26 protein-coding genes are annotated in these 26,426 nt (G+C 71.7%); 6 read left to right on the plus strand and 20 right to left on the minus strand.

From position 1 onward, the window contains the following. Positions 1 to 103: 103 nt before the first annotated feature. The 5 genes from ADK55_RS07080 (at position 104) to ADK55_RS40685 (ending at position 3,584) form a co-directional block, all read left to right on the plus strand. Positions 104 to 376, plus strand: a complete 273-nt coding sequence (locus ADK55_RS07080) for a UBP-type zinc finger domain-containing protein (RefSeq protein ID WP_199826463.1) — start codon at positions 104 to 106, stop codon at positions 374 to 376. Next, positions 373 to 2,103, plus strand: a complete 1,731-nt coding sequence (locus ADK55_RS07085) for an FAD-dependent oxidoreductase (RefSeq protein ID WP_078998585.1) — start codon at positions 373 to 375, stop codon at positions 2,101 to 2,103. The genes ADK55_RS07080 and ADK55_RS07085 overlap by 4 nt, the downstream gene beginning before the upstream one ends. A gap of 70 nt (positions 2,104 to 2,173) precedes the next feature. Next, entirely contained in the window at positions 2,174 to 2,689 is a 516-nt protein-coding gene (locus tag ADK55_RS07090) for a hypothetical protein (protein WP_053676602.1), read from the plus strand. 77 nt (positions 2,690 to 2,766) lie between these two features. Next, positions 2,767 to 3,096, plus strand: coding sequence for a putative quinol monooxygenase (locus tag ADK55_RS40680; RefSeq protein WP_078998587.1), 330 nt, complete (start codon positions 2,767 to 2,769; stop codon positions 3,094 to 3,096). Further along, the gene (locus ADK55_RS40685) at positions 3,093 to 3,584 is read left to right on the plus strand and encodes a group II truncated hemoglobin (protein WP_078998588.1); all 492 of its coding nucleotides are present in this window, start codon (positions 3,093 to 3,095) and stop codon (positions 3,582 to 3,584) included. The genes ADK55_RS40680 and ADK55_RS40685 overlap by 4 nt, the downstream gene beginning before the upstream one ends. Positions 3,585 to 3,639: 55 nt before the next feature. On the opposite strand, the gene ADK55_RS07100 is transcribed toward ADK55_RS40685, so the two are convergent. The 7 genes from ADK55_RS07100 to fmt all read right to left on the minus strand — a co-directional run bounded on the left by ADK55_RS07100 (position 3,640) and on the right by fmt (position 9,447). Next, positions 3,640 to 4,068, minus strand: coding sequence for a barstar family protein (locus ADK55_RS07100; protein WP_053676603.1), 429 nt, complete (start codon positions 4,066 to 4,068; stop codon positions 3,640 to 3,642). Then, on the minus strand, positions 4,065 to 4,526 hold the full coding sequence (locus ADK55_RS07105) for a ribonuclease domain-containing protein (protein ID WP_053676604.1): 462 nt from the start codon (positions 4,524 to 4,526) through the stop codon (positions 4,065 to 4,067). Before ADK55_RS07105 ends, ADK55_RS07100 begins: the two co-directional genes overlap by 4 nt. 49 nt (positions 4,527 to 4,575) lie before the next feature. Next, positions 4,576 to 4,797, minus strand: a complete 222-nt coding sequence (locus ADK55_RS07110; RefSeq protein ID WP_053676605.1) for a CarD family transcriptional regulator — start codon at positions 4,795 to 4,797, stop codon at positions 4,576 to 4,578. Between the two features lie 95 nt (positions 4,798 to 4,892). Beyond that, entirely contained in the window at positions 4,893 to 5,906 is a 1,014-nt protein-coding gene (locus tag ADK55_RS07115) for a sugar-binding transcriptional regulator (protein WP_053676606.1), read from the minus strand. A gap of 141 nt (positions 5,907 to 6,047) precedes the next feature. Then, positions 6,048 to 6,734: a ribulose-phosphate 3-epimerase gene (rpe, locus tag ADK55_RS07120; protein WP_053676607.1), complete on the minus strand. Its 687-nt coding sequence runs from the start codon at positions 6,732 to 6,734 to the stop codon at positions 6,048 to 6,050. Between the two features lie 210 nt (positions 6,735 to 6,944). Beyond that, positions 6,945 to 8,441, minus strand: a complete 1,497-nt coding sequence (locus tag ADK55_RS07125; RefSeq protein WP_371591332.1) for an RsmB/NOP family class I SAM-dependent RNA methyltransferase — start codon at positions 8,439 to 8,441, stop codon at positions 6,945 to 6,947. Between the two features lie 61 nt (positions 8,442 to 8,502). Beyond that, complete coding sequence (gene fmt, locus ADK55_RS07130; RefSeq protein WP_053676609.1) at positions 8,503 to 9,447, minus strand: methionyl-tRNA formyltransferase; 945 nt, start codon at positions 9,445 to 9,447, stop codon at positions 8,503 to 8,505. Between the two features lie 251 nt (positions 9,448 to 9,698). On the opposite strand from fmt, the gene ADK55_RS07135 reads away from it, so the two are divergent. Continuing rightward, complete coding sequence (locus tag ADK55_RS07135; RefSeq protein WP_053676610.1) at positions 9,699 to 10,244, plus strand: hypothetical protein; 546 nt, start codon at positions 9,699 to 9,701, stop codon at positions 10,242 to 10,244. A gap of 195 nt (positions 10,245 to 10,439) precedes the next feature. On the opposite strand, the gene ADK55_RS07140 is transcribed toward ADK55_RS07135, so the two are convergent. The 13 genes from ADK55_RS07140 to ADK55_RS07200 form a co-directional block, all read right to left on the minus strand. Continuing rightward, a complete protein-coding gene (locus ADK55_RS07140) occupies positions 10,440 to 12,575 on the minus strand; it encodes a primosomal protein N' (RefSeq protein ID WP_053676611.1) in 2,136 nt (711 codons plus the stop codon). 98 nt (positions 12,576 to 12,673) lie between these two features. After that, a complete protein-coding gene (gene metK / locus ADK55_RS07145; RefSeq protein ID WP_053676612.1) occupies positions 12,674 to 13,882 on the minus strand; it encodes a methionine adenosyltransferase in 1,209 nt (402 codons plus the stop codon). A 194-nt stretch (positions 13,883 to 14,076) separates the two neighbouring features. Continuing rightward, entirely contained in the window at positions 14,077 to 15,306 is a 1,230-nt protein-coding gene (coaBC, locus tag ADK55_RS07150; protein WP_053676613.1) for a bifunctional phosphopantothenoylcysteine decarboxylase/phosphopantothenate--cysteine ligase CoaBC, read from the minus strand. A 97-nt stretch (positions 15,307 to 15,403) separates the two neighbouring features. Next, positions 15,404 to 15,676 carry a DNA-directed RNA polymerase subunit omega gene (rpoZ, locus tag ADK55_RS07155; RefSeq protein ID WP_030879741.1) on the minus strand — a complete coding sequence of 91 codons (273 nt, stop codon included), beginning with the start codon at positions 15,674 to 15,676 and terminating at the stop codon, positions 15,404 to 15,406. Positions 15,677 to 15,737: 61 nt separating this feature from the next. Further along, entirely contained in the window at positions 15,738 to 16,301 is a 564-nt protein-coding gene (gene gmk, locus ADK55_RS07160; protein ID WP_053676614.1) for a guanylate kinase, read from the minus strand. A 61-nt stretch (positions 16,302 to 16,362) separates the two neighbouring features. Further along, positions 16,363 to 16,686: an integration host factor gene (locus ADK55_RS07165; RefSeq protein ID WP_053676615.1), complete on the minus strand. Its 324-nt coding sequence runs from the start codon at positions 16,684 to 16,686 to the stop codon at positions 16,363 to 16,365. A 371-nt stretch (positions 16,687 to 17,057) separates the two neighbouring features. Continuing rightward, positions 17,058 to 17,903, minus strand: a complete 846-nt coding sequence (gene pyrF / locus ADK55_RS07170; protein WP_053676616.1) for an orotidine-5'-phosphate decarboxylase — start codon at positions 17,901 to 17,903, stop codon at positions 17,058 to 17,060. Beyond that, positions 17,900 to 19,009: a quinone-dependent dihydroorotate dehydrogenase gene (locus ADK55_RS07175; RefSeq protein WP_053676617.1), complete on the minus strand. Its 1,110-nt coding sequence runs from the start codon at positions 19,007 to 19,009 to the stop codon at positions 17,900 to 17,902. Before ADK55_RS07175 ends, pyrF begins: the two co-directional genes overlap by 4 nt. A 78-nt stretch (positions 19,010 to 19,087) precedes the next feature. Continuing rightward, on the minus strand, positions 19,088 to 22,396 hold the full coding sequence (gene carB / locus ADK55_RS07180) for a carbamoyl-phosphate synthase large subunit (RefSeq protein WP_053676618.1): 3,309 nt from the start codon (positions 22,394 to 22,396) through the stop codon (positions 19,088 to 19,090). Next, the gene (gene carA / locus ADK55_RS07185; RefSeq protein WP_053676619.1) at positions 22,389 to 23,537 is read right to left on the minus strand and encodes a glutamine-hydrolyzing carbamoyl-phosphate synthase small subunit; all 1,149 of its coding nucleotides are present in this window, start codon (positions 23,535 to 23,537) and stop codon (positions 22,389 to 22,391) included. The genes carB and carA overlap by 8 nt, the downstream gene beginning before the upstream one ends. Then, complete coding sequence (locus tag ADK55_RS07190) at positions 23,534 to 24,115, minus strand: hypothetical protein (RefSeq protein WP_063839465.1); 582 nt, start codon at positions 24,113 to 24,115, stop codon at positions 23,534 to 23,536. The genes carA and ADK55_RS07190 overlap by 4 nt, the downstream gene beginning before the upstream one ends. Beyond that, positions 24,112 to 25,398, minus strand: a complete 1,287-nt coding sequence (locus ADK55_RS07195; protein ID WP_053676621.1) for a dihydroorotase — start codon at positions 25,396 to 25,398, stop codon at positions 24,112 to 24,114. Before ADK55_RS07195 ends, ADK55_RS07190 begins: the two co-directional genes overlap by 4 nt. Continuing rightward, the gene (locus tag ADK55_RS07200; protein WP_053676622.1) at positions 25,398 to 26,387 is read right to left on the minus strand and encodes an aspartate carbamoyltransferase catalytic subunit; all 990 of its coding nucleotides are present in this window, start codon (positions 26,385 to 26,387) and stop codon (positions 25,398 to 25,400) included. The genes ADK55_RS07195 and ADK55_RS07200 overlap by 1 nt, the downstream gene beginning before the upstream one ends. Positions 26,388 to 26,426 lie beyond the last annotated feature (39 nt).

Below are 26,426 nucleotides of genomic sequence, written 5' to 3' on the forward strand. Positions count from 1 at the left end.
AGGCCCGACTTATGGTCTGGACGCGCCGTGAATCACTGGCGCGATGAGCGGCACCACAACCGCACGCGATCGGGACGAGCGCGCGAGGAGAGGGACGGGGACGATGACCATGGACCTGTTGTGCACACACGTCGACCGGATACGTCCGGTGAAACCCGGCACCGAGGGCTGCGAGGAGTGCCTGGTCCTGGGGGACGGCTGGGTGCACCTGCGGATGTGCCTCAGCTGCGGGCACGTGGGCTGCTGCGACTCCTCGAAGAACCGTCACGCCACCCGGCACTACCGCACCACGGAGCACCCCATCGCGGCCTCCCACGAGCCCGGTGAGGACTGGGCCTGGTGCTACGCGGACCAGCTGATGCTGGACCCGGCGTGAGCGCGGCCCGGGAGGGGGCCCGCGTCGCCCCCGCGGGGAGCGGCACCGCCGCCGAACGCACCGAGAACCGCAAGCCCGTCATCCTGGCCGTGGACGACGACCCGCAGGTCCTGCGCGCCGTCCGTCGGGACCTGCGCAGCGCCTACGGCGACCGGTACCGGGTGCTCGGCGCCTCCTCCGCCGCCGACGCGTTGAAGATCCTGGACTCCCTCGACGAACGCGGTCACGACCCGGCGCTCTTCCTCGTCGACCAGCGGATGCCGGACGTCACGGGGGTCGAGTTCCTGTTGGAGGCGGTCAGCCGCTTCCCCGACGCCCGCCGGGTCCTGCTGACGGCGTACGCGGAGACCGACGCGGCGATCACCGCCATCAACCGGGTCCGGCTGGACTACTACCTGCTCAAGCCGTGGGACCCGCCCCACGAGCGGCTCTTCCCCGTCCTGGACGACCTGCTCTCGGACTGGCTCGCCAACTACCGGCCCGCGTACGACGGGATCATCGTCGCCGGCCACCTGGTCTCCCCCGGCACGCACGCCGTCCGGGACTTCTTCACCCGCAACGGGCAGCCGTTCCGCTTCCTGAACGTGGAGCGGGACCCCGAGGCGCTGACCGTGATCGCCTCCGCGCACGCCGACGCGGCGCTCCCCCTGGTCCGGTTCCCGGACGGGACGGTGCTCTCCGCTCCGACCGACACCCAACTCGCCCAGCGGCTGGGCCTGGCCACCACCGCCTCCCGCCCGCACTACGAGTGCGTGATCGTCGGCGCGGGCCCGGCGGGGCTGGCGGCCGGGGTCTACTCGGCGTCCGAGGGCCTGTCCACCCTGATGCTGGACTCCCGTGCCCCGGGCGGCCAGGCGGGCACCTCCAGCCTGATCGAGAACTACCTGGGTTTCCCCTCGGGCCTCTCGGGCGGGGACCTGACCCGCCGGGCGACCATCCAGGCCTCGCGCTTCGGCGCCGAGATCCTGCACCCGGTGGAGGTGGTCTCGCTGACCCGGGACGACCCGGCGAAGATCCTGACCCTGGCGGACGGCACGGAGATCAGCGCGGAGACGGTGCTGCTCGCGACCGGGGTCTCGTACAACCGGCTCCAGGCCCCCGGCGCGGACCGTTTCGAGGGCGCCGGTCTGTACTACGGAGCGGCGACCACGGAGAGTTCGGCCTGCATCTCGCAGCACGTGTTCATCGTGGGCGGCGCGAACTCGGCCGGGCAGGCGGCGGTGCACTTCGCCAAGTACGCGGCCCGGGTGACGATCCTGGTCCGGGCGGCCTCGCTGGACGACAGCATGTCCCGCTACCTGATCGACGAGATCGAGCGGACCCCCAACATCGAGGTCCGGGTGCGGACGACGGTGGTCTCGCTGGACGGTGACGAGCACCTGGAGCGGCTGACGCTGCACGACGCGGAGACCGGCGAGGACAAGGAGGTGCCAGCCCGTTTCATGTTCACCTTCATCGGCGCCCGCCCGCACACGGACTGGCTGGCGGGGGTGGTGGAGCGCGACGAGTACGGCTTCGTCCTGACCGGTTCCGACCTGATCGCCAACGGCGGGGAGCTCCCGCAGGAGTGGAGCCTGGAACGCGCGCCCTACCCCCTGGAGACGAGCGTGCCGGGGGTCTTCGCGGCGGGCGACGTGCGCGCCCACTCCGTCAAGCGGGTCGCCTCGGGGGTGGGCGAGGGGGCGATGGCGGTCTCCCTGATCCACCGCTACCGCTCGATGGGCTGAGAGCGAACACGGCCTCCGTTGCCCGCCGGACGCTTGCGATCAAGCGGGCAACGGATGCAACGTTGATTACATGATTACAGCCGAGCAACAGACACAGCTCCGCACCTGGTTCTCTGACCGCCTGCCGGTGGACGTCTACGCGTCGCTGGTGTCGGTCACCGTCGACCGCGAGGAGATCACGGTCATCGGGACCGCGCCGGCGAACGAATCGGCCGCGGACTTCCGCGAACGCACCCGCGAGCAGCGCGTCGAGGTCGCCCGCGAGGCGGAGGAGCTCTACCGCCGCAAGGTCGCCTGGGGCGTCCGCTCCGGCGCGGAGACCACCGTCTTCACCCACCTCGCGGTGCCCGTGATGACCCGGCTCCGCCAGAGCGAACGCCAGGTCCTCGACACCCTGGTGGCCGGCGGCGTCGCGCGCAGCCGGGCCGACGCCCTCGCCTGGTGCGTACGCCTGGTCGAGCGCAACACCGACGCGTGGCTCACCGAGCTCCGCGACTCCCTCGACAAGGTCCGACAGGTCCGCTCCCAGGGCCCCGACCTCGACGCGGACACGGACTCCAACATCAAGAAGTCCGGGTCCGAATAGCCGAAAACGTCGCCGGGAACGCAAGATCGCGGAAGGCTGGCCGGGACCACCTGAACCCAGGGAGAGGCACGCACACCATGACCACCACCGTCGAATACATCCGCTACCGGATCGCCCCGGGCGATCAGCAGGAGTTCGAGGCGGCGTACGCCCGGGCCGCCGAGTCGCTCGCCGCCTCGCCCGAGTGCATCGACTACGAGCTGGCCCACAGCGAGGAGGAGGCCGAGCGCTACATCCTCCGCATCCGCTGGACCTCGGTCGCGGACCACCTGGAGGGCTTCCGCAAGGGCGAGCAGTTCCCGGCGTTCTTCAGCGCGATCCGCCCGTACGTGAGCAACATCGAGGAAATGAAGCACTACCGGGTGACCGACGTGGTCGGCCCGGGGAAGGCCGCCTCCCGGTCATGAGCGCCTCGCCCGACACCACCCCCACCATCTACGAGTGGATGGGCGGCGAGGAGGCGATGAACCGCCTCGCCGACACCTTCTACGGACACGCGCTGCGCGACGAGATCCTCGCCCCGGTCTTCGCCGGCATGGACGCGGAGCATCCCCGGCACGTCGCCGTCTGGCTGTCGGAGGTCTTCGGCGGCCCGAGGGACTACACCGCCCACCACGGCGGCCACCGGCACATGGCCACCAAGCACCTGGGCCGAGGCATCACCGAGAAGCAGCGCCGCCGCTGGGTGGACCTGCTGCTCGACACCGCCGACGAGGTCAAGCTCCCGACGGACCCCGAGTTCCGGGCGGTCTTCGTCTACTACATCGAATGGGGGACCCGGATGGCGCTGATCTACTCGGGCGCCAATCCCCCGCCGGTCGACGCGGCCGACATCCCGGTCTGGTCCTGGGGCCAGACCCCGCCGTGGGTCCCCAAGCCGCCCAAGACCCCGTGACCCGGTGGGGGCCCCGGCCCCCACCTTCCCGCCCCGCCGGTTCAGTCCCGCCGGTTCAGTCCCGCCGAGGGCCGCGGCGCGGCGGCCGGGGCGAGTCCCCGCCATCCGCCGCCGGCCCGTCCGCCAGCAACACGGCCAGCGGGGTCGGCGGTCCCTCGTCGTCCCGCGCCCAGAAGTCCGCGGCCTCCTCCAGGATCTCCCGCAGGGTCTCCCAGTCACCCGGTCGGGCCCGCTCGTACCCGCGCCAGGAGGTCACCGCGAGCAGCCGTCCCGGCGCCGCCGGCAGCCACGACAGGTCGATCAGCGCGTCCGCCAGAGCGTCCCAGTTGCCGCCGAACCACTCGGGGACCCGCAGCGTCTCGCCGAGGCGCCGCATCAGCTCGGCCTTGCTCCGCACCCCGTCCAGGTCCAGGTCCAGGGTCGTCCACCCCGCCTTCCTCGCGGCGGCGAGTGCCGGGCCCAGCGGCTGCGCTTCGAGGGTCATCGGAGAACCGCCTTGAAGGTCTCGTAGTGGTCGTCCGTGTAGAAGAACTCCCCGCCCTCGCCCGTCACGATCCGCCGGGCCCCGCGGTCGCGCGCCCCCGGTGTCGTCACGGTGAACTCGTGGTAGTGACCGCGCTTCTGCCGGGGCAGTGCCTTCTCGAAGTTCCCGAAGACGGTCCCGTCCTGCCGGTACGGGTACGGCCCGCCCTTGTCGATCAGCGCCAGCACGTCACGCGCCTGCCGCGGCAGCGCGTCCGCGCGTACCGTGGCCATCCCCTTCGCCCACTTCGGCACGGCGGCGTCGCCCCCGATGGGGGCGGAAGCCGAGCCGGAGGCAGGCGTGGCGGCGGTGGGCGCGGGATTCTTCGCGCCGCAGCCCGCCGCACCGACCAGCGCGACACAGAGGAACAGCGCCCCCAGCACACGCAGCAACGATCGGGGCACGTTCCGAAAGATCATGCACCGATCGTGCCAAATATCCGATTCGCTCGCGAATCGCCCGGTGGCCTCAGAGCGCGGCCATCTTGGTGTAGGGACTCAGGATTCGTTTCTGGACCGACCCGAAGTCGACGAGAACGGCGATCCCCTCCTCGATACCGACGACACGGCCGAGACCGTGTTCGTCGTGAGTAACCCGGTCGCCCACGTTGAAGTGCCGCAAGGGCGCTTCCACAGGGGCCTTGAACGGGCTGGACGGCAAATGGCGGCGAGGTACTGCTGACTTTGTCATTGAACCCAGTATGCGCCCCACAGGCCGCCTCACGGTCCGCCGTTCGGATCTCAATTCCGGCACCATCCGCACCACCGACCCCCGACGGGGCCCGGTCAGTCGTCCGGGTCGGCCCGCTCCAGCGCCGGCCGCAGCCCCGGCGCGGATTCGGTGAGCAGGTAGTCGGCCACCGCCGTGTCCGTGACGAGGCTGGTCACCAGGCCCGACCGGAGCACGGCCCCGATCGCGGAGGCCTTGCGCAGCCCGCCCGCGATGGCCACGACCTCGGGGATCCGGCGCAGTCGGTCCGCCTCGACGGTGATGCACCGTTCGCCCAGGTCCCGTCCGACCCGACGACCCTCGGCGTCGAACAGATGCGCGGACATCTCGGCGGCGACGCCCAAGGAGGCGTAGTGCTCCCGTTCCTCGTCCGTCAGCATGTCGTGGACCGTGGAGATGCCCGTCTCCCAGGAACCGATGGAGACGGCCGCGACGGTCACCTTGTCGAAGTACTCGAAGGCGCGCGCGATGCCCGTCTGACCGCGCAGCGCGGCGGCCGTCGCCGGGTCGGGCAGCAGCATGGGGGCGTAGATGGGGTGCGCGTCGCCGCCGGAGACCTGCGCGGCCCTGCGTACGGCCTCCACGGAGCCGCGCTCGGCGGTCCCCGCGTCGTACACGCCGGTCAGCTGGACCACCGTGCAGGGAGGCAGGCGGTGCAGGGAGGCGGCCATGTGAATGGTCGACCTGCCCCACGCCAGACCCAGTACGTCGCCCTCGTTGACGAGCTCGCCTAGGAGGTCGGCCGCGACCGCGCCGAGGTTCTCCGGGTCGGGAGCGTCCTCGGTCGCGTCGGCCGGCGACTCCACGACGACCGCGTGGCGCAACCCGTACCGGGCCCGGAGCGCGTCCGACCGCTCCGCGTCCAGCTCGGCCGGGACCCGGATCTCGATGCGCACGAGATCGCGTTCCAGCGCCGTCTCCAGGACCCGGGCCACCTTGAAGCGGCTCACGCCGAACTCCTCGGCGATCTGGATCTTGGACTTTCCCTCCAGGTAGAAGCGGCGCGCCATGGCCGCCGCCTGCACCAGCTCCGCGGGTCCCATCCGCAGGGCTGACCGTCCCGCCGACATTGCAGACACCGCGTTCTCCTCACTGCTGCTGTTCACACTCTCGTGTTCACACTCTCGACTCGCCGTTCATCCTGTCAGATCCGACGGCCGTTGATCAGCCTGGACAGCCCCCGTTCACCAAGCTGTTCACCAAGCCTTGTCTCAGTGGTCGCAACCCCAGGGCGCGGCGGCGATGGCCGCACTCGCCTGCTCACGCAGCGTCCGCACGGCGGCGGCCGGGTCGACCGCGCCGTAGACCGCGCTCCCGGCGACGAACACGTCCGCGCCCGCCTCGGCGACCCGCTCGATCGTCGAGGCCGACACCCCGCCGTCGACCTGGAGCCAGAGCTCCAGCCCGTGCTTGGCGATCAGCTCCCGGGTACGCCGGATCTTGGGCAGCATGATGTCGAGGAAGGCCTGTCCGCCGAAGCCGGGCTCCACCGTCATGATCAGCACCATGTCCAGCTCGGGGAGCAGGTCCTCGTACTGTTCGATCGGCGTGGCCGGCTTGAGCGCCATCGACGCCCGCGCCCCCTTGGCCCGGATCTCCCGCGCGAGGCGCACCGGCGCGGCGGCGGCCTCGGCGTGGAAGGTGACCGATCCCGCGCCGGCCTCCACGTACTGCGGCGCCCAGCGGTCGGGGTCCTCGATCATGAGGTGCAGGTCGAGCGGGATGTCCGAGGCCCGGCTCAGGGACTCCACGATCGGCATGCCGAGGGTGAGGTTCGGGACGAAATGGTTGTCCATGACGTCGACGTGCAGCCAGTCGGCGCCCTCGACGGCCCTGGCCTCTTCGGCGAGCCGGGAGAAGTCGGCGGACAGGATGCTGGGATTGATCTGAACGGCCATGCCCCAAGGTTGCCATGCCCCCGCCCGGTTCCGGCCATGACCCCGGAAGTCTCCGTACGGTGCGGGACGCGCGGGTGATCATGGGCCTCGCCCCACTCGCCCCTCGTCACCACCCCCGGCACGACCGCTCCGCGCGCACCGCCGCCGCAGAGGGATCCCGCCACCGCCCCACCGCGCCGCCCCCCTCGGCCGGGGGCGGCGGGCCGGCCCTCAGGCCGTGCGGCGCAGCAGCGCCAGGTACATGGCGTCCGTACCGTGCAGATGCGGCCAGAGCTGGACGTCGGGGCCGTCCCCCAGGGCCGGAACGCCGCCCATGTAGGGCCTGGCGTCGATGAGTTCGGCGGAGACGGGCGACGCGCCGGCGCCGCGCCCCTTCAGGACGTCGTCCACCACCACCCGGGTCTCCGCCAGGTGCGGGGAGCAGGTCGCGTAGCCGACGATGCCGCCGACGCGGACCGCCGAGAGCGCCTCCCGGAGCAGACCGCGCTGGAGCGGCGCGAAGCCGTCCAGGTCCTCGGGGCGTCGCCGCCAGCGGGCCTCGGGGCGTCTCCGCAGGGCGCCCAGGCCGGAGCAGGGCACGTCCATCAGGACCCGGTCGAAGGAGCCCGGCAGCCACGGCGGGCGGGTGCCGTCGGCGGCGATGACCTGGTACGGACCGGGGTTGCCGGCCAGCGCGTTCTCCACCAGGCGTGCCCGGTGCGGCTGCTTCTCGGAGGCCAGCAGGAACGCGCCCCGCCGTGCGGCGAGCGCCGCCAGCAGGGCCGCCTTGCCGCCGGGGCCGGCGCAGCCGTCCAGCCACCGGGCGTCGCGGCCCTCGATCGGAGCCGCCGCCAGGGCCATCGCCACCAGCTGGCTGCCCTCGTCCTGCACGCCGGCCCGCCCGTCGCGCACCGCCTCCAGCGCGCCCGGCTCGCCGCCCTCGGCCATCCGCACGGCGTACGGCGACCAGCGCCCGGGCAGCGCCGAGTCCTCGCCCACCGCTTCCAACAGCTCCTCGGTGGTGGACCTCCCGGGCCGCGCCACCAGGGTGACCTCGGGCCGCTCGTTGTCGGCCTCCAGGAGGTCCTCGATGCCCGCGCGGCCCCCGCCGAGGGCGTCCCACAGCGCGCTGACGACCCAGCGCGGGTGCGAGTGGTACACCGCCAGGTGCTGTTCCGCGTCGTCCTCGTAGGGCGGGGCGACCTTCTCCAGCCAGCCGTCCAGGTCGTGCGCGGCGATCTTGCGCAGGACGGCGTTCACGAACTTGGCGCGTCCGTCGCCGAGCACCACCCGCGCCAGTTCCACGCTCGCGGAGACCGCCGCGTGCGTCGGGATCCGGGTCCCCAGCAGTTGGTGGGCGCCGAGCGAGAGCACGTCCAGCACCGGCGGGTCCACCTCCCGCAGCGGTCGGTCGATGCAGGCCTTGATGACCGCGTCGTACGTCCCCTGGCGGCGCAGCGTCCCGTACACCAGCTCGGTGGCCAGCGCCGCGTCGCGCGCCTGGAAGTTCTCGTCCTGGCGGGCCTTGCGCAGCAGCGGCGGGAGCACGAGGTTGGCGTACGCGTCCCGCTCCCCCACCGCCCGCAGCGCCTCGAAGGCCAGCATCCGCACGGGGTCCTTCTGCGGACGCCGGTACGGCTTGCCCGGCTTGCCGCCCTGGGCCCCGGACGGCTTGCCTCCCCCGGTGGCGGCGGGTCGACGACGAGGCTGGCGAGGCTGTTCGCTCACGTGAAAGGTGCTCCGGATGTACGAGGTGCTACGGGTCTGCGGGGGTGGGGGACGACGGAGATCAGCCTACGTCGACTCCACCGAGGCGCTCGCCGGGCGCGATCCGCACCCCGCGCGCCCAGTCGGCGCCCTTCATCGGCTTCTTGCCCTGCGGCTGCACCCAGAGCAGCTCCACGGCGTGCGAACCGGTGCCGACGTACACGTTGTTCTTGGCCGGGGCGAGCACCCCGGGCTCCAGGTCCGTGCGGTCGGGCACCAGGCCGACCGAGATCAGCTTGAGTCGCTCGCCGCGGAAGACGGTCCACGCCCCGGGGGCGGGCGTGCAGCCGCGCACCACCCGGTCGGCGCGGAGCGCCGGGGCCTTCCAGTCGATCCGGGCGTCCTCCACCGTGATCTTGGGCGCGTGCGAGATCCCGTCGGCCGGCTGCTCGACGGCGCGCAGCGTCCCGTCCTCGATCCCGTCCATGGTGGCCGCCAGCAGACCGGCCCCGGCGAAGGCGAGTCGGGTCAGCAGGTCGCCGCTGGTGTCGGTCGGCCGGACCTCCTCGGTGAGGATCCCGTAGACCGGGCCGGAGTCGAGACCTTCCTCGATCTGGAAGGTGGACGCGCCGGTGACCTGGTCCCCCGCCATGATCGACTGCTGTACGGGGGCCGCGCCGCGCCAGGCGGGAAGCAGCGAGAAGTGCAGGTTGACCCACCCGCGCCGGGGGATCTCCAGCGCGCTCTTGGGCAGCAGCGCCCCGTAGGCGACGACCGGGCAGCAGTCGGGGTCGATCTCGCGCAGCCGGGCCTGGAACTCGGGGTCGCGGGGCCGGGTGGGCTTGAGGACCTCGATCCCCGCCTCCTCGGCGCGCTCGGCGACGGGGCTCGCGACGAGGCGTCGGCCACGACCCGCCGGCGCGTCGGGCCGGGTGACGACGGCGGCGACCTCGTGCCGCCCGGAGGCGATCAGGGCGTCCAGGGCGGGCACGGCGACCTCGGGGGTGCCTGCGAAGACGAGCTTCACCGGTTACTACCTCGCTATCTCGGCTGTCAGCAGCACACCAGTCTATGGGCGTGCGCGCGAGGCGGCTCACCTGTGGTCCTGAGGGGGCGTACGCACACGCGCGCGCCCCTCGCATATGCCGACACGCCCCCACAGCGTGACCTGCGCACCGGCTGGAGCGTTGGTCAAGAGAGATTGACCGAAACGGGCCGCGCATCACACCGGTGTCTGCGGCCTCTCCGCTCTTCAGCACCGGTTCGAGAGGCTACTTCATGGCCGACCACGCCACCCACGACGCCCAAGCACGGGCCAGCCTGCACCTGTTGGTGCGGGACATCGAGCGGGTTCGCCGGCAGGTGGATGCCCTGCGTACGCTCACCGCCCAGCTCGGCAACGTGTACCGCCCGCGCCGCTCAGGGCCCTCCACGGGCTTCGTCGTCTACGGAAGGGCGCCCGCGCCCACCGTCCGCCTCGCGCAGGAACTGCGGGACAGCGTCGAGACGCTGGTCACCGCCGCGGTGGACTTCGACCGCTCGCTCGGTTTCTCGTGGGACGCGGTCGGCTCGGCTCTCGGCGTCACCAAGCAGGCCGTGCACCGGCGTTACGGGGCCCGGCGGGCGCAGCCCGTCGAGTCGACCGAGCCGCCGGCCGAGGCGACCACCACCACCCGCACCCTGGGGCCGCTCCCCACGATCCCGGCGGCCCGCTCGGTACCGCCGCAGCCCGTGCGCGAGGAGTCGCAGGCGGGATCCCAGGCCGGAGCCACGGCGGGGGCGGTCCCCCGCTCGCCGGCGTTCCCGGGACCGCGGAACGGCTGATCGGCCCCCGCCGCCGGGACGCCGACCCCCGACGGCCGGGCCGATCCGTTGACGCGGTACAGCGGTTCCCGCCCCCGGCGGGCGATCCGAACGGTCGCCCCGCCGGGGGCGTTCGGCGTCCCGGCCGCCCGACGCCCCCGACCACTCGACGCCCCGTCTCCCCGGTGAGAGGGACCCGCCGGCCCGGGGCGGGCGTCAGCCGATGTCCGGCGGGTCGATCCTGACCCGGACCGAATCCGCCGCCGACACGCCCCGGGCCATCCGACCGGCTTGCGCCGACTTGAGCGCCGCCGCCAGGGCCGCGCCGTTGCCGGGCCTGACCCGAACCAGCGCCCGCTCGCCCGAGGAGGCCTCCCCGCGCCGCGCCGGAAGTGGCACCGGGCCCAGGATCTCGGCGTCCGACGGCAGGTCCGCGGCGGCCAGGAAGCCTTCGATCGCCTCCTTGCGGCCGATGACGGACGCCATGCGCGACACCGGCGGGAAGCGCAGCTCGGCGCGCTCCGCCAGCTCGCGCAGCGCGTGTCCCACGGGGTCCCACCTGACCAACGCCTGTACGGGGCGCAGCGTGGGCTCGGCCACGATCACGACCTGGCCGCTGCCGCGCACCAGGGACGACGCGGCGATCCACCGTCGCAGCGCCTCCTCGCTCGCCCGCAGGTCGGGGAAACCGAGCATCGCCCAGCCGTCCAGGAGCAGCGCGGCCGCGTAGCCCTCGCCCTCCGCCACCGGCTCCGCACCCGGCGTGGAGACCACCAGGGCCGGGGCGTCGGGCACCCGGTCCAGCACGTGGTCGCGCCCCGAGGTGCGCACGGACACGGCGGGGAAGGCGCGCCCCAGTTCCTCGGCGGTACGGCGCGCCCCGACCACCTGGGCCCGCAGGCGGAAGGACCCGCACTCCTCGCAGTGCCAGGCGCTCTCCTGCCGGCCGCACCATCCGCAGTGCAGTTCCCGCGCGTCGGGCGCCTCCAACGGGCCCGCGCAGGCCCCGCACCGCGCGGGGGTCCGGCACCGCTCGCAGGCCAGCCGGGGCACGTACCCGCGCCGGGGCACCTGGACGAGCACGGGCCCGGTCTTCAGGCCCTCCCGTACGGTCTCCCAGGCCAGGCTGGGCAGTCGGGCCGCGCGGGCCGCCTCGTCCCGCGCGAGGAGTTCGTCGCCGACGGTCCGGATGCGGGGCGCGTGCGCGCGTACCGTCGTCCGGTCGGCCACCAGGGGCCGGGCCCAGCCGGACTCGACGAGTTGGGCGGCCTCGACCGTGCAGCTCGTACCGCCCAGGAGGAAGGCGCAGCCCTCCGTCAGCGAGCGCAGTTGCAGTACCTCCCGCACGTGCGGGAAGGGGGCGTTGTCGTCGCTGTGGCTGGAGTCCCCGTCGTCCCAGACGGCGACCAGCCCCAGGTCCCGGACGGGCGCGAACATGGCCGCGCGGGTCCCGATCACGGCCCGCACCGAACCCCGGTGCACCGAGAGCCACTGCGTGTAGCGCTTCTGGGGACCGGATTCGGCGGTGAGCAGGGTGTGCAGCCCCTTGCCGACCAGGGCGGTCAGCGCCTCGTCCACCCGGGCGGCGGCGCGCCCGTCGGGAAGGACGGCCAGCGCGCCGCGGCCGGAGGCCAGGGTGGTCGCCATCGCGCGCGCCAGCTCGTCCGGCCAGTGCGGGCCGGGCAGCGCCGTCCACACGGTGCGGGGGCTCGCGCCGGACGCCAGCTCGCGCAGGAAGCCCGGTCCGGCCGGGTACCGCTCCCAGCCGCCCGGTTCCGGCACGCCGGGGGCGGGCCTCGGCTCCGGGGACGGGCGGCTCTCGGCCTGGCCGTGGCGCGGCGGGATCGCCAGTTGGAGGACGTCGGCGAGGCTGCCCGCGTAGCGCTGGGCCACGGCCCGGGCGAGCTTCTCCATCCGCGGGCTCAGCACCCGCTCGGGGGACACCACCTGCGCCAGTGCGGCCAGCGGCCCGGTGTAGTCCGTCTCCGCGATCCGCTCGATCACGAAGCCGTCGATCAGGCCGCCGCCCTCGCGGCGTCCGTCGCGTACGCGGCCCTCTCCGGCCCCGAAGCGGACCCGGACCCTGACGCCCGGTTGGGCGTCCTCGGCCAGGTGCTCGGGGACGGCGTAGTCCCACGTCTGGTCGAGGTGCAGGACACCCTTGTTGACGAGGATCCTGGCGATCGGCAGGTCCTTGGCCAGCGGCGCTCCCCGCCAGGTGCGGGGCTTGGCCTTCTCCTCGGCCGTCGCCTTGGCCTCGGCGACCATCCCCCGGATCAGCGCGAGCTGCTCCGGCGGACCACCGGGACTCCCGTCCTCGGGCCGCTCTTCGGAATCGCTCTCGCTGCTCACACCCGAATTCTTACCAAATGCCGGTGACAACGACGTACGGCCCCGGACCGCGCGGTCCGGGGCCGTACGTGCGGGCGTGTCCGCGCCCGGGGTCCTGACTACAGACCGGCGGCGGTGCGCAGGGCGTCGACGCGGTCGGTGCGCTCCCAGGTGAAGTCCGGCAGCTCACGGCCGAAGTGGCCGTACGCGGCGGTCTGCGCGTAGATCGGCCGCAGCAGGTCCAGGTCGCGGATGATGGCGGCCGGGCGGAGGTCGAAGACCTGGCCGATCGCCTCCTCGATCTTCTGGACGTCGACCTTGGCGGTGCCGAAGGTCTCCACGAAGAGACCGACCGGCTCGGCCTTGCCGATGGCGTACGCGACCTGCACCTCGCAGCGCGAGGCCAGCCCGGCGGCGACGACGTTCTTGGCGACCCAGCGCATGGCGTAGGCGGCCGAGCGGTCGACCTTGGACGGGTCCTTGCCGGAGAAGGCGCCGCCACCGTGACGGGCCATGCCGCCGTAGGTGTCGATGATGATCTTGCGGCCGGTGAGGCCGGCGTCGCCCATGGGGCCGCCGATCTCGAAGCGACCGGTCGGGTTCACCAGGAGGCGGTAGCCCTCGGTGTCGAGCTTGATGCCGTCCTCGATGAGCTGGGCCAGCACGTGCTCGACGACGAACTCGCGGATGTCCGGGGCGAGCAGCGAGTCCAGGTCGATGTCGGCGGCGTGCTGCGAGGACACGACGACCGTGTCCAGGCGCACGGCCTTGTCGCCGTCGTACTCGATGGTGACCTGGGTCTTGCCGTCGGGGCGCAGGTACGGGATGGTGCCGTTCTTGCGGACCTCGGACAGTCGGCGCGAGAGCTTGTGCGCGATGTGGATCGGGAGCGGCATCAGCTCGGGCGTCTCGTCGCAGGCGTACCCGAACATCAGGCCCTGGTCGCCGGCGCCCTGCTTGTCCAGCTCGTCCTCGTCGCCCTCGACCCGCTTCTCGTACGCGGTGTCGACGCCCTGCGCGATGTCGGGGGACTGCGCGCCGATGGACACCGACACGCCACAGGAGGCGCCGTCGAAGCCCTTCTTCGAGGAGTCGTAGCCGATTTCGAGGATCTTGTCGCGGACGAGCTGCGCGATCGGGGCGTAGGCCTTCGTCGTCACCTCTCCCGCGATGTGCACGAGACCGGTGGTGATGAGGGTTTCCACGGCCACGCGCGAAGTCGGGTCCTCGGCGAGAAGCGCGTCGAGGATCGTGTCGCTGATCTGGTCAGCGATCTTGTCGGGGTGGCCCTCGGTCACGGACTCCGAGGTGAACAGGCGACGGGACACAACGCTCCCTGGGGTTGCAGCGGCTGCTGGCTGATCATTTGGCGGAACCACATCGGGGGCTGCGCCCGATCACGTTCCGAGTGCAGTTTATCGGTCGCCGCCGTCTGTCGGACCACCCGTCTCGCCTTGTGGGAGCCGTGTGACCTGCGGCACTCCATTCTGACCCAGGAGCATGTCTGCGGGAAGCGTCCCATTCAGGCGCGTCGTGGCGCGAATCGGTGCGCGACGTGATCCCAGATCACGTCGGCCAGTACGTCCTTCGGACCATACGGCACCGCCGTCTCAGCCCCATCGGAAGCGAGGACGACCGCCTCGTTCTCCTCCGAACCGAAGGTCTTGCTCTCGCCCACTTCATTGACGACGAGAAGGTCGCATCCCTTGCGGCGGAGTTTCGCACGTCCGTTCGCGAGCACGTCGTCCGTTTCGGCGGCGAATCCCACCACGACCTGCCCCTCCCGGGCCCGGTCGGCGGAGACCTCCGCGAGGACGTCGGGGTTGCGCACGAGGGCCACCGGTTCGGGCTCCTGCCCGTCCTTCTTCTTGATCTTTCCGTCCGCGTAGCGGGCGGGCCGGAAGTCGGCGACGGCGGCGGCCATCACCACCGCGTCGGCCTCGGCGGCGGCCTTGAGGACCGCCTCCCGCAGCTGGAGGGCCGTGCCCACCCGTACGACGTCCACCCCGGCCGGGTCGGGCAGCGCGGTGTTGGCCGCGACCAGCGTGACGCGGGCGCCGCGGGCGACGGCGGTGCGGGCGAGCGCGTAGCCCTGCTTGCCGGAGGAACGGTTGCCGAGGAACCGGACGGGGTCGAGCGGCTCCCGGGTGCCGCCGGCGCTGATCACCACGTGCCGGCCGGCGAGGTCGGGTCCGGCGGCGCCGTCCGCGCGGCCGGCGCCCCGCAGGACGTGGCGGCAGACCTCGTAGATCTCCTCGGGGTCGGGCAGTCGCCCCTTGCCGGTGTCCTTGCCGGTGAGCCGGCCGACGGCGGGCTCGATGACGACGGCGCCCCGACGGCGCAGCGTGGCCACGTTCTCCTGGGTGGCGGGGTGCTCCCACATCTCGGTGTGCATCGCGGGTGCGAAGACGACCGGACAGCGCGCGGTGAGCAGGGTGTTCGTCAGGAGGTCGTCCGCGAGCCCGTGGGCGGCCTTGGCGAGCATGTCGGCGGTGGCGGGCGCGACGACCACCAGGTCGGCCGACTGGCCGATGCGCACGTGCGGCACCTCGTGCACGGTCTCCCAGACCTGCTGGGAGGCCGGGTTGCCGGAGAGCGCGGCCCAGGTGGCCTCGCCGACGAAGTTGAGGGAGGCCGCGGTGGGCACCACCCGTACGTCGTGCCCGGACTCGGTCAGCCGACGCAGCAGCTCACAGGCCTTGTAGGCGGCGATTCCGCCACTGACCCCCAGCACGACCCTCGGCTTGCCCACCACACACTCCCCTTCGCGGAACATCACTGACACCCATGACACACCACAGGCCCGACAGATGTTCTGCCGGGCCTGTGATGAAACGAATTCTCGGTGCTTACTGAGCCGGGGCCTCGATGGCCTCGGAGGTCAGCAGACCCGCGTTGATCTCGCGCAGCGCGATCGAAAGCGGCTTCTCGTGGACGTGGGTGTCCACCAGCGGGCCGACGTACTCAAGCAGGCCCTCGCCGAGCTGCGAGTAGTACGCGTTGATCTGACGGGCACGCTTGGCCGCGTAGATCACGAGGCTGTACTTCGAGTCGGTGGCCTCGAGCAGCTCGTCGATCGGCGGGTTGATGATGCCCTCGGGCGCAGTCATGGAAGAGGACACGCTCTACCTTCCGAAGATGGGTGAAGATTCAAACATCGATCGAAAGAACATCGATCAACGATCAGACAACTTCCATCAAGGCTAGCAGCTCGCGCGCCACGTCCTCGACGGAGGTGTTGACGAGGGTGGTGTCGAACTCCGATTCGGCAGCGAGTTCGACGCGGGCCGCGCCGAGTCGACGCTCGATGACCTCGGCCGACTCGGTCCCGCGACCGGTGAGCCGGCGGACCAGCTCCTCCCAGCTCGGCGGGGCGAGAAAGACCAGCTGGGCTTCGGGCATGGACTCGCGGACGAGTCGGGCGCCCTGGAGGTCGATCTCCAGCAGGACCGGCTCGCCGTTCTCCAGGCGTTCCAGTACCGCGCCGCGCGGTGTGCCGTAGCGGTTGCCCGCGAACTCGGCCCACTCCAGCAGCTCGCCATTGGCGATCAGCTTGTCGAACTCGTCGTCGTTGACGAAGAAGTAGTGGACTCCGTGTCGCTCACCGGGCCGCGGCTTGCGGGTGGTGGCCGACACCGAGAGCCATACCTCGGGGTGAACCTTGCGCATATGCGCGACGACCGTGCTCTTGCCGACCCCCGAGGGGCCGGAGAGCACGGTCAGCCGCGGACGAACCTCTGCTGCCATAGAGCGATTATCCAGCTTCTCGGGACTGCCTGAGAACGCCGGGAGAACTTCGTGCGAAGCCTCAGGCGGGCTTGCCGCCGAACTCACGCTCCAGAGAGGCGATCTGGTTGGAGCCGAGACCTCGAACACGTCGAGACTCGGAGATGCCGAGGCGCTCCATGATCTGCTTGGCGCGGACCTTGCCCACGCCGGGGAGGGACTCCAGAAGAGCGGAGACCTTCATCTTGCCGATGACGTCGTTCTCCTGGCCCAGCTTGATGACGTCATGGAGGGAGGCGCCGGAATGCTTGAGTCGATTCTTCACCTCGGCCCGCTCCCGGCGAGCCGCGGCGGCCTTTTCGAGCGCTGCTGCGCGCTGTTCAGGGGTAAGGGGCGGAAGAGCCACGCCTACGTCACCTCGGATGTCGAACTGTCGGATACGGACCGGCGGGATGCCGGAAGGCATCACACCAGGCGAGCCCCCGAACAGCGGTGGTGCTCGATCGCTGCTCGTTCACTCTGGTCGGAGACTAGCGGCCAAGGCCGCTCCCGTCAGCGAGAACGGACGAAAAGTCCTGGTCAGCCTTCGCCGAACCGTACATCACGGACAAACTACCTCGGTTTTGTCCGGTGAAGGACGTTCGAATTTCGTCAAGCAGTGCGACGTGTCCCGCCCACGGCTCCCCGAACGGCCCCGTTCCGCGCCCCGAGGCCGCCCCGTGGGCGGGGCCGACGTGATCCGCGTCACGTCGGCCCCGCCCACCGCCCCGCCGGGGTTCAGGCCGACGCCACCGCGGTCCGGACCTCGTCCGCGAAACGGGCCGCCGCGGCGCGCAGCGCACCCGCGTCGGGACCGTGCTTCAGCACGCCGCGCGACACGTTCGGCACGACGTTGCGCACGGCGGCCCCGAACACGCCCGGGAGGTCGGCCGCGGTCGCGCCCTGCGCGCCGATGCCCGGGGCCAGCAGCGGCCCGTTGATGTCCAGGTCGAAGGAGGACAGGTCCCCCAGGGTGGCGCCCACCACCGCGCCGAAGGAGCCCATGGGGGTGGCGCCCGCGTTCTCGGCCGCCAGGTGTCCCAGCATGGTGGCGCCGATCGTGCGACCGTCCTCGCGCACCGCGCGCTGGACCTCCGCGCCCTCCGGGTTCGAGGTCAGGGCCAGCACGAACAGGCCGGCGCCCGACGCGCGCGCCAGGTCCACCGCCGGGGCCAACGAGCCGTAGCCCAGGTACGGGGAGACCGTCAGCGCGTCGGAGAACAGCGGCGAGGACGGCGACAGGAAGGTCTCCGCGTACGCGGCCATCGTCGAACCGATGTCCCCGCGCTTGGCGTCCATGACGACCAGGGTGCCCGCCGCCCGGGCGTCCGCGACGGTCCGCTCCAGCACCGCGATGCCGCGCGACCCGAACCGCTCGAAGAAGGCGGCCTGCGGCTTGAAGACCGCGACCTCCTGCGCCAGCGCCTCGACGACCGTGCGGGAGAACTTCTCCAGCCCCGCGATGTCGTCGTCCAGGCCCCAGGAGGCCAGCAGGGCGGCGTGCGGGTCGATGCCGACGCACAGCGGGCCCCGGGAGTCCATCGCCGCGCGCAGGCGGGCACCGAAGGGGGTCACAGAGGTCACAGCGAGGCCTTCCGGGTCTCGGCGCCCACCGCGTCGGCGAGCGAGTCGTACGGGCTGTCCGCGAGGCGGGCGGCCAGGCCGCGGTGAATGGCGCGGGAGTAGAGCGGACCCTCGTAGACGAAGGCGCTGTAACCCTGGATCAGCGTCGCGCCGGCCAGGATCCGCTGCCAGGCGTCCTCGGCGTTCTCGATGCCGCCGACGCCCACGAGGACCAGGCGGTCGCCCACGCGGGCGTACAGCCGCCTGAGGACCTCCAGAGAGCGTTCCTTGACGGGCGCGCCGGACAGGCCGCCGGTCTCCTTCACCAGGGCGGGGGCGGACTTCAGGCCCAGGCCCTCGCGCGCGATGGTCGTGTTGGTGGCGATGATGCCGTCGAGGCCGAGTTCCAGGGCCAGGTCGGCGACCGCGTCCACGTCCTCGTCGGCGAGGTCGGGGGCGATCTTGACCAGCAGCGGGACCCGGCGGTCGGTGACGACCCGGTCCGCGGCCTCCCGTACGGCCGTCAGCAGCGGGCGCAGGGACTCGGTGGCCTGGAGGTTGCGCAGGCCCGGGGTGTTCGGCGAGGAGACGTTCACGACGAGGTAGTCGGCGTGGCGGGCGAGCCGCTCGGTGGAGGCGACGTAGTCCGCCGCGGCCTCCGCCTCCGGGACGACCTTCGTCTTGCCGATGTTCACGCCGACCACGGTCTTGAAGACGGGGTTGCGGGCGGCCAGCCGGGCGGCGACGGCCTGCGAGCCCTCGTTGTTGAAGCCCATGCGGTTGATCAGGGCGCGGTCGGGGACCAGCCGGAAGAGCCGCTTCCTGGGGTTGCCCGGCTGCGCCTGGGCGGTGACGGTGCCGATCTCGACGTGGTCGAAGCCGAGCATCGCCATGCCGTCGATGGCGACCGCGTTCTTGTCGAAGCCCGCCGCGAGACCGAAGGGGCCGTGCATGCGCAGGCCCAGGGCCTCGGTGCGCAGCTCCTTGTGGCGGGGCGCGAGCCGGCCGGCGACGAAGGTCCGCAGCACGGGGGTGCGGGCCGCGAGACGGATCCAGCGGAAGGCCAGGTGGTGCGCCTGCTCCGGGTCCATGCGCTTGAAGACGAGGTTGAAGAACAGTTTGTACATCGTCCGAAATATCCCTTGTGCGCTCATGAAAGGGGGGACACCGGTCGCTGTGCCGGTGCCCCCCTTTCGTACGGGCTGCTAGTCGCGGGCCGCGATCAGGTGTTCCGCGTGCTCCTGGAGCGAGCGCACGCCGACGTCGCCGCGGTTGAGCGCGTCGATGCCCTGGACGGCGGCGGCGAGCGCCTGGACCGTGGTCAGGCACGGGACGCCGCGCGCCACGGCCGCCGTACGGATCTCGTAGCCGTCGAGGCGGCCACCCGTGCCGTACGGGGTGTTGACGATCAGGTCGACCTGGCCGTCGTGGATGAGCTGGACGACGGTCTTCTCACCGTCGGGGCCCTCGCCCTCGCTGAGCTTGCGCACGATGGTGGCGTTGATGCCGTTGCGGCGCAGCACCTCCGCCGTTCCCGAGGTCGCCATCAGCTCGAAGCCGTGGGCGACGAGCTCGCGCGCCGGGAAGATCATCGAGCGCTTGTCGCGGTTGGCGACGGAGATGAAGGCGCGGCCCTTGGTGGGCAGCGGGCCGTAGGCGCCGGCCTGCGACTTGGCGTACGCCGTGCCGAAGACCGAGTCGATGCCCATGACCTCGCCGGTGGAGCGCATCTCCGGGCCGAGGACCGTGTCGACGCCGCGGCCCTGGATGTCGCGGAAGCGCGACCACGGCATCACGGCCTCCTTGACGGAGATCGGCGCGTCGAGCGGCAGGGTGCCGCCGTCCCCGGTCCTGGGCAGCATGCCCTCCTCGCGCAGCTCGGCGATGGTGGTGCCGAGCGAGATGCGGGCGGCGGCCTTCGCCAGCGGGACCGCGGTCGCCTTCGAGGTGAAGGGCACGGTCCGGGAGGCGCGCGGGTTGGCCTCCAGGACGTAGAGGATGTCACCCGCCATCGCGAACTGGATGTTGATCAGGCCGCGGACGCCGACGCCCTTGGCGATGGCCTCCGTGGAGGTGCGCAGGCGCTTGATGTCGTGCCCGCCGAGGGTGATCGGGGGCAGGGCGCAGGCCGAGTCGCCGGAGTGGATGCCGGCTTCCTCGATGTGCTCCATGACGCCGCCGAGGTAGAGCTCGTGGCCGTCGTAGAGCGCGTCGACGTCGATCTCGATCGCGTCGTCGAGGAAACGGTCGACCAGCACGGGGCGGGTCGGGGAGATCTCGGTGGACTCCGCGATGTACGACTCCAGGCGGGTCTCGTCGTAGACGATCTCCATGCCGCGGCCGCCGAGCACGTAGGACGGGCGGACCAGGACCGGGTAGCCGATCTCGTCCGCGATGGCCTTGGCACCCGCGAAGGTGGTGGCCGTGCCGTGCTTGGGGGCGGGCAGCCCGGCCTCCGCGAGGACCTGGCCGAAGGCGCCGCGGTCCTCGGCGGCGTGGATGGCCTCCGGCGGGGTGCCGACGACGGGGACGCCGTTGTCCTTGAGGGCCTGGGCGAGACCGAGGGGGGTCTGGCCGCCGAGCTGGACCACGACACCGGCGATGGGGCCGGCGAGGGACTCGGCGTGGACGATCTCCAGCACGTCTTCCAGCGTCAGCGGCTCGAAGTACAGGCGGTCGGAGGTGTCGTAGTCCGTCGAGACGGTCTCGGGGTTGCAGTTGACCATCACGGTCTCGTAGCCGGCGTCGCTGAGCGCGAAGGAGGCGTGGACGCAGGAGTAGTCGAACTCGATGCCCTGGCCGATGCGGTTCGGACCGGAGCCCAGGATGATCACCGCGGGCTTGGTGCGGGTCGCGACCTCGGACTCCTCGTCGTACGAGGAGTAGAAGTACGGGGTCTTGGCCGCGAACTCGGCGGCGCAGGTGTCGACCGTCTTGTAGACCGGGCGGACACCGAGGGCGTGCCGGACCTCGCGGACGACGTCCTCGCGCAGGCCCCGGATCTCGGCGATCTGGTGGTCCGAGAAGCCGTGCCGCTTGGCCTCGGCCAGCAGCTCGGGCCGGAGCTTGTCGGCGGCCGCCAGGTCGTCGGCGATCTCCTTGATCAGGAACAGCTGGTCGACGAACCAGGGGTCGATCTTCGTGGACTCGAAGACCTCCTCCTGGGTGGCGCCGGCGCGGATCGCCTGCATGACGGTGTTGATGCGGCCGTCGGTCGGACGGACCGCGGTGGCCAGCAGCTCTTCCTTGTCGCCGACCGGGCCGACGAAGGTGAACTGCGAGCCCTTCTTCTCCAGGGAACGCAGGGCCTTCTGGAGGGCCTCGGTGAAGTTGCGGCCGATGGCCATGGCCTCGCCCACCGACTTCATGGTGGTGGTGAGGGTGGCGTCGGCGAGCGGGAACTTCTCGAAGGCGAAGCGCGGGGCCTTGACGACGACGTAGTCGAGGGACGGCTCGAAGGAGGCCGGCGTCTTCTCGGTGATGTCGTTGGGGACCTCGTCGAGGGTGTAGCCGATGGCCAGCTTGGCGGCGATCTTGGCGATCGGGAAGCCGGTGGCCTTCGACGCGAGCGCCGAGGAGCGCGAGACGCGCGGGTTCATCTCGATGACGATGACGCGGCCGTCGACCGGGTCGATCGCGAACTGGATGTTGCAGCCGCCGGTGTCGACGCCGACCTCGCGGATGATCGCGATGCCGATGTCGCGCAGCCGCTGGTACTCGCGGTCGGTCAGCGTCATCGCGGGGGCGACGGTGATCGAGTCGCCGGTGTGGACGCCCATCGGGTCGAAGTTCTCGATGGAGCAGACGACGACCACGTTGTCCTTGGTGTCGCGCATCAGCTCCAGCTCGTACTCCTTCCAGCCGAGGATGGACTCCTCCAGGAGCACCTCGGTGGTCGGGGAGAGCGTGAGGCCCTGGCCGGCGATGCGGCGCAGTTCCTCCTCGTCGTGGGCGAAGCCGGAGCCGGCGCCGCCCATGGTGAAGGAGGGGCGCACGACGACGGGGTAGCCGCCGAGGGTGTCGACGCCGCTGATGACGTCGTCCATCGTGTGGCAGATGACCGAGCGGGCGGACTCGCCGTAGCCGATCTTGGCCTTGACGGCCTCGACGACGCCCTTGAAGAGCTCGCGGTCCTCGCCCTTGTTGATGGCCTCGACGTTGGCGCCGATCAGCTCGACGCCGTACTTCTCCAGCACACCCTGCTCGTGCATGGAGATCGCGGTGTTGAGCGCGGTCTGGCCGCCGAGGGTGGGCAGCAGCGCGTCGGGGCGCTCCTTCGCGATGATCTTCTCGACGAACTCGGGGGTGATCGGCTCGACGTACGTGGCGTCGGCGATCTCCGGGTCGGTCATGATCGTCGCGGGGTTGGAGTTGACCAGGATGACCCGCAGGCCCTCGGCCTTGAGGATGCGGCAGGCCTGGGTCCCGGAGTAGTCGAACTCGGCGGCCTGTCCGATGACGATCGGGCCGGAGCCGATGACCAGGACGGACTGGATATCGGTGCGCTTAGGCACGCTCGGCCTCCATCAGGGATACGAAGCGGTCGAAGAGGTACGCGGCGTCGTGCGGGCCGGCGGCCGCCTCGGGGTGGTACTGGACGGAGAAGGCGGGCTGGTCGAGCAGCCGCAGGCCTTCGACGACCTGGTCGTTCAGGCAGACGTGGGAGACCTCGGCGCGGCCGTAGGGGGTCTCGGAGACCTTGTCGAGGGGCGCGTCCACGGCGAAGCCGTGGTTGTGCGCGGTGACCTCGACCTTGCCGGTGCTGCGGTCCTGGACCGGCTGGTTGATGCCGCGGTGGCCGTACTTCAGCTTGTAGGTGCCGAAGCCGAGCGCGCGGCCCAGGATCTGGTTGCCGAAGCAGATGCCGAAGAGCGGGGTCTTGCGCTCCAGCACGGCCCGCATGACGGCGACGGGGCCGTCGGCGGTGGCCGGGTCGCCCGGACCGTTGGAGAAGAACACGCCGTCCGGGGAGACCGCGTAGACGTCCTCGACGGTGGCGGTGGCGGGCAGCACGTGGACCTCGATGCCGCGCTCGGCCATCCGGTGCGGGGTCATGCCCTTGATGCCGAGGTCCACGGCGGCGACGGTGAACTTCTTCTCGCCGATCGCGGGGACGACGTACGCCTCCTTGGTGGCGACCTCGGCGGAGAGGTTCGCGCCCTTCATCTGCGGGGCGGCCTGCACCTTGGCCAGCAGCGCCTCGTCGCGGACGCCCTCCCAGGCCTCGCCGGAGAAGATGCCGACGCGCATGGCGCCGCGCTCGCGCAGGTGGCGGGTCAGGGCGCGGGTGTCGATGCCGGAGATCCCGACGACGCCCTGCTTGACCAGCTCCTCGTCCAGCGAGCGCCGCGAGCGCCAGTTGGAGGGGACGCGGGCGGGGTCGCGCACGACGTAGCCGGCGACCCAGATGCGGGAGGACTCGGGGTCCTCGTCGTTCACGCCGGTGTTGCCGACGTGCGGGGCGGTCATCACGACGACCTGTCGGTGGTACGACGGGTCGGTGAGGGTCTCCTGGTAGCCGGTCATGCCGGTGGAGAACACGGCCTCGCCGAAGGTCTCCCCCACAGCGCCGTAGGCGCGGCCGCGGAAGATCCGACCGTCCTCCAGGACGAGTACGGCGGGAGCTTTGGCTGCTCCCCTGGTGGAGGTCGTCATCGTTCGGCGCCTTCCGTCGTGATGGATGAGTTCATGTGGTTGATCGCCTCGACCCAGGCGGCGTGTTCGGCCGCGCGGTCGGAGCGGAATCCGGAGTCGATCAGCTTGTCGCCGTGCGCCCATGTGACGACGAGCAGACCGCCCTCGGTGAGTACCTTGCCCGCGATTCCCTTGTCGAGGCGGGCGCCGCGCAGCCGCGCGGCCGGTACGAAGAAGTCGGTGGCACCCGGTCGGACCACGTCGAGGCCCGCGTCGGTGAGCGTGAGCTCCACCCGGCTGCGGACACCCAGGCCGTGGGCGACGATCCGGTCGAGCCACTGCCCGGCGGTGGTCGACCCGTGGTACCGGCCGGTCAGCGCCAGCCGGTGCTCGGGGAGACCGCTCGGGGCGGCGGGGAGTTCCGGCAGATCGCTCTGCAGGGCGCCGCGCCATTTCCAGCCCTGCCGCATCAGCCAGTACACGAACGCGATGAAGACGAGCAGACCGACGACCCACGAGATGCGTGCGCCCCAGTCCGTCACCTCCGCCGACTGTCGTTCGGCGGCCTCGGCGGCCAGTTGGATTACTGCAGGTGTCACGCCAGCGTCCCGTCCACGACCGTTGCCCGGCCCCGCAGGAATGTGTGAGTGACGCGCCCCGGCAGCTCGCGGCCCTCGTAGGGCGTGTTGCGGCTGCGGGAGGCGAAGTGTGCGGGGTCCACGACACCACGGTACGAGGTGTCGACCAAGGTCAGGTTCGCGGGTTCACCTGCCGAGACGGGCCGGCCGTGGTTTTCCAGGCCGCCGATGCGCGCCGGGGCGAAGGACATCCGCTGGGCGACGCCCGCCCAGTCGAGGAGTCCGGTCTCCACCATCGTCTGCTGGACGACGGAGAGCGCGGTCTCCAGGCCCACCATTCCCATGGCGGCGGCGGCCCACTCGCAGTCCTTGTCCTCGTGCGGGTGCGGGGCGTGGTCGGTGGCGACGATGTCGATCGTGCCGTCGGCGAGCGCCTCGCGCAGGGCCAGCACGTCGCGCTCGGTGCGCAGCGGCGGGTTGACCTTGTAGACCGCGTTGTACGAGCGGACGAGCTCGTCGGTGAGGAGCAGGTGGTGCGGGGTGACCTCGGCGGTGACGTCGATGCCGCGGGACTTGGCCCAGCGGACGATCTCGACGGAGCCGGCGGTGGAGAGGTGGCAGATGTGCACGCGGGAGCCGACGTGCTCGGCGAGGAGGACGTCGCGGGCGATGATCGACTCCTCGGCGACGGCGGGCCAGCCGCCGAGACCGAGTTCGGCGGAGACGACGCCCTCGTTCATCTGGGCGCCCTCGGTGAGGCGGGGCTCCTGGGCGTGCTGGGCGACGACGCCGCCGAAGGCCTTCACGTACTCCAGGGCGCGGCGCATGATCACGGCGTCGTCCACGCACTTGCCGTCGTCGGAGAAGACGGTGACGCGGGCGGCGGAGTCGTGCATCGCGCCGAGCTCGGCGAGCTGCTTGCCCTCCAGGCCGACGGTGACGGCGCCGATGGGCTGCACGTCGCAGTAGCCGGACTCCTTGCCGAGCCGCCAGACCTGCTCGACGACGCCGGCGGTGTCGGCGACCGGGAAGGTGTTCGCCATGGCGAAGACGGCGGTGTAGCCGCCGCTCGCGGCGGCGCGGGTGCCGGTCAGGACGGTCTCGGAGTCCTCGCGGCCGGGCTCGCGCAGGTGGGTGTGCAGGTCGACGAGGCCGGGGAGGAGGACCTGGCCCTCGGCCTCGATGACGGTCGCGCCCTCGGCGTCCAGGCCCGTGCCCACGGCGGCGATGGTCTCGCCGTCGATCAGGACGTCCTGCGCCTCGCCACCGAGTACCTTCGCGCCACGGATCAGGATCTTGCTCATTACTTGCTCTCCTCGGTACGGGAAGCGGCGGGGGCGGTGACGGCGGGCTCGGAACCACCGAGCAGCAGGTACAGGACGGCCATTCGGGTGGACACGCCGTTGGCGACCTGCTCGACGGCCGTGCAGCGGTCGGAGTCGGCGACCTCGGCGGTGATCTCCATGCCGCGGTTCATCGGGCCGGGGTGCATCACGATGGCGTGCTCGGGCATCTTCGCCATGCGGTCGCCGTTGAGCCCGTACCGGCGGGAGTACTCGCGCTCGGTCGGGAAGAAGGCGGCGTTCATGCGTTCGCGCTGCACACGCAGCATCATGACCGCGTCGGACTTCGGCAGCACCTCGTCGAGGCTGTACGAGACCTCGCAGGGCCAGCTCTCGACGCCGATCGGGACGAGGGTGGGCGGGGCCACCACGGTGACCTCGGCGCCCAGCGTGTGGAGCAGCTGGACGTTGGAGCGGGCCACGCGGCTGTGCAGCACGTCGCCGACGATGGTGATCCGGCGGCCGTTCAGGTCCTTGCCGAGTCCGGCGTCGCGGCCGACGAGTCGGCGGCGCATGGTGAAGGCGTCCAGCAGGGCCTGGGTGGGGTGCTCGTGGGTGCCGTCGCCGGCGTTGACCACGGCGGAGTCGATCCAGCCGGAGGTCGCGAGCCGGTAGGGGGCGCCGGAGGCGTGGTGGCGGATGACGACCGCGTCCGCGCCCATGGCCTCCAGGGTCAGGGCGGTGTCCTTCAGGGATTCGCCCTTGGAAACCGAGGACCCCTTGGCGGAGAAGTTGATGACGTCGGCGGACAGTCGTTTGGCGGCCGCCTCGAACGAGATCCGGGTGCGGGTCGAGTCCTCGAAGAAGAGGTTGACGACGGTCAGGCCGCGCAGGGTGGGCAGCTTCTTGATCGGCCGGTCCGCGACGCGGGCCATCTCCTCGGCGGTGTCGAGGATCAGGACGGCGTCGTCGCGCGTGAGATCGGCGGCCGAGATGAGGTGGCGCTTCATCCGGGTGCTCCGTAGGTCAGGAGGGCAGGCAGGTGGACT

This window comes from Streptomyces sp. WM4235, assembly GCF_001279725.1.
GTDB lineage: Bacteria > Actinomycetota > Actinomycetes > Streptomycetales > Streptomycetaceae > Streptomyces.

What these genes read in the sequence shown, in the direction of transcription:
- ADK55_RS07080 (WP_199826463.1), top strand. Translation starts at nt 104, where the DNA reads ATGACCATGGACCTGTTGTGCACACACGTCGACCGGATACGTCCGGTG.
- ADK55_RS07090 (WP_053676602.1), top strand. Translation starts at nt 2,174, where the DNA reads ATGATTACAGCCGAGCAACAGACACAGCTCCGCACCTGGTTCTCTGAC.
- ADK55_RS40680 (WP_078998587.1), top strand. Translation starts at nt 2,767, where the DNA reads ATGACCACCACCGTCGAATACATCCGCTACCGGATCGCCCCGGGCGAT.
- ADK55_RS40685 (WP_078998588.1), top strand. Translation starts at nt 3,093, where the DNA reads ATGAGCGCCTCGCCCGACACCACCCCCACCATCTACGAGTGGATGGGC.
- ADK55_RS07100 (WP_053676603.1), bottom strand. Translation starts at nt 4,068, where the DNA reads ATGACCCTCGAAGCGCAGCCGCTGGGCCCGGCACTCGCCGCCGCGAGG.
- ADK55_RS07105 (WP_053676604.1), bottom strand. Translation starts at nt 4,526, where the DNA reads ATGATCTTTCGGAACGTGCCCCGATCGTTGCTGCGTGTGCTGGGGGCG.
- ADK55_RS07110 (WP_053676605.1), bottom strand. Translation starts at nt 4,797, where the DNA reads ATGACAAAGTCAGCAGTACCTCGCCGCCATTTGCCGTCCAGCCCGTTC.
- ADK55_RS07115 (WP_053676606.1), bottom strand. Translation starts at nt 5,906, where the DNA reads ATGTCGGCGGGACGGTCAGCCCTGCGGATGGGACCCGCGGAGCTGGTG.
- rpe (WP_053676607.1), bottom strand. Translation starts at nt 6,734, where the DNA reads ATGGCCGTTCAGATCAATCCCAGCATCCTGTCCGCCGACTTCTCCCGG.
- ADK55_RS07135 (WP_053676610.1), top strand. Translation starts at nt 9,699, where the DNA reads ATGGCCGACCACGCCACCCACGACGCCCAAGCACGGGCCAGCCTGCAC.
- gmk (WP_053676614.1), bottom strand. Translation starts at nt 16,301, where the DNA reads ATGGCAGCAGAGGTTCGTCCGCGGCTGACCGTGCTCTCCGGCCCCTCG.
- ADK55_RS07175 (WP_053676617.1), bottom strand. Translation starts at nt 19,009, where the DNA reads ATGTACAAACTGTTCTTCAACCTCGTCTTCAAGCGCATGGACCCGGAG.
- carA (WP_053676619.1), bottom strand. Translation starts at nt 23,537, where the DNA reads ATGACGACCTCCACCAGGGGAGCAGCCAAAGCTCCCGCCGTACTCGTC.
- ADK55_RS07195 (WP_053676621.1), bottom strand. Translation starts at nt 25,398, where the DNA reads ATGAGCAAGATCCTGATCCGTGGCGCGAAGGTACTCGGTGGCGAGGCG.
- ADK55_RS07200 (WP_053676622.1), bottom strand. Translation starts at nt 26,387, where the DNA reads ATGAAGCGCCACCTCATCTCGGCCGCCGATCTCACGCGCGACGACGCC.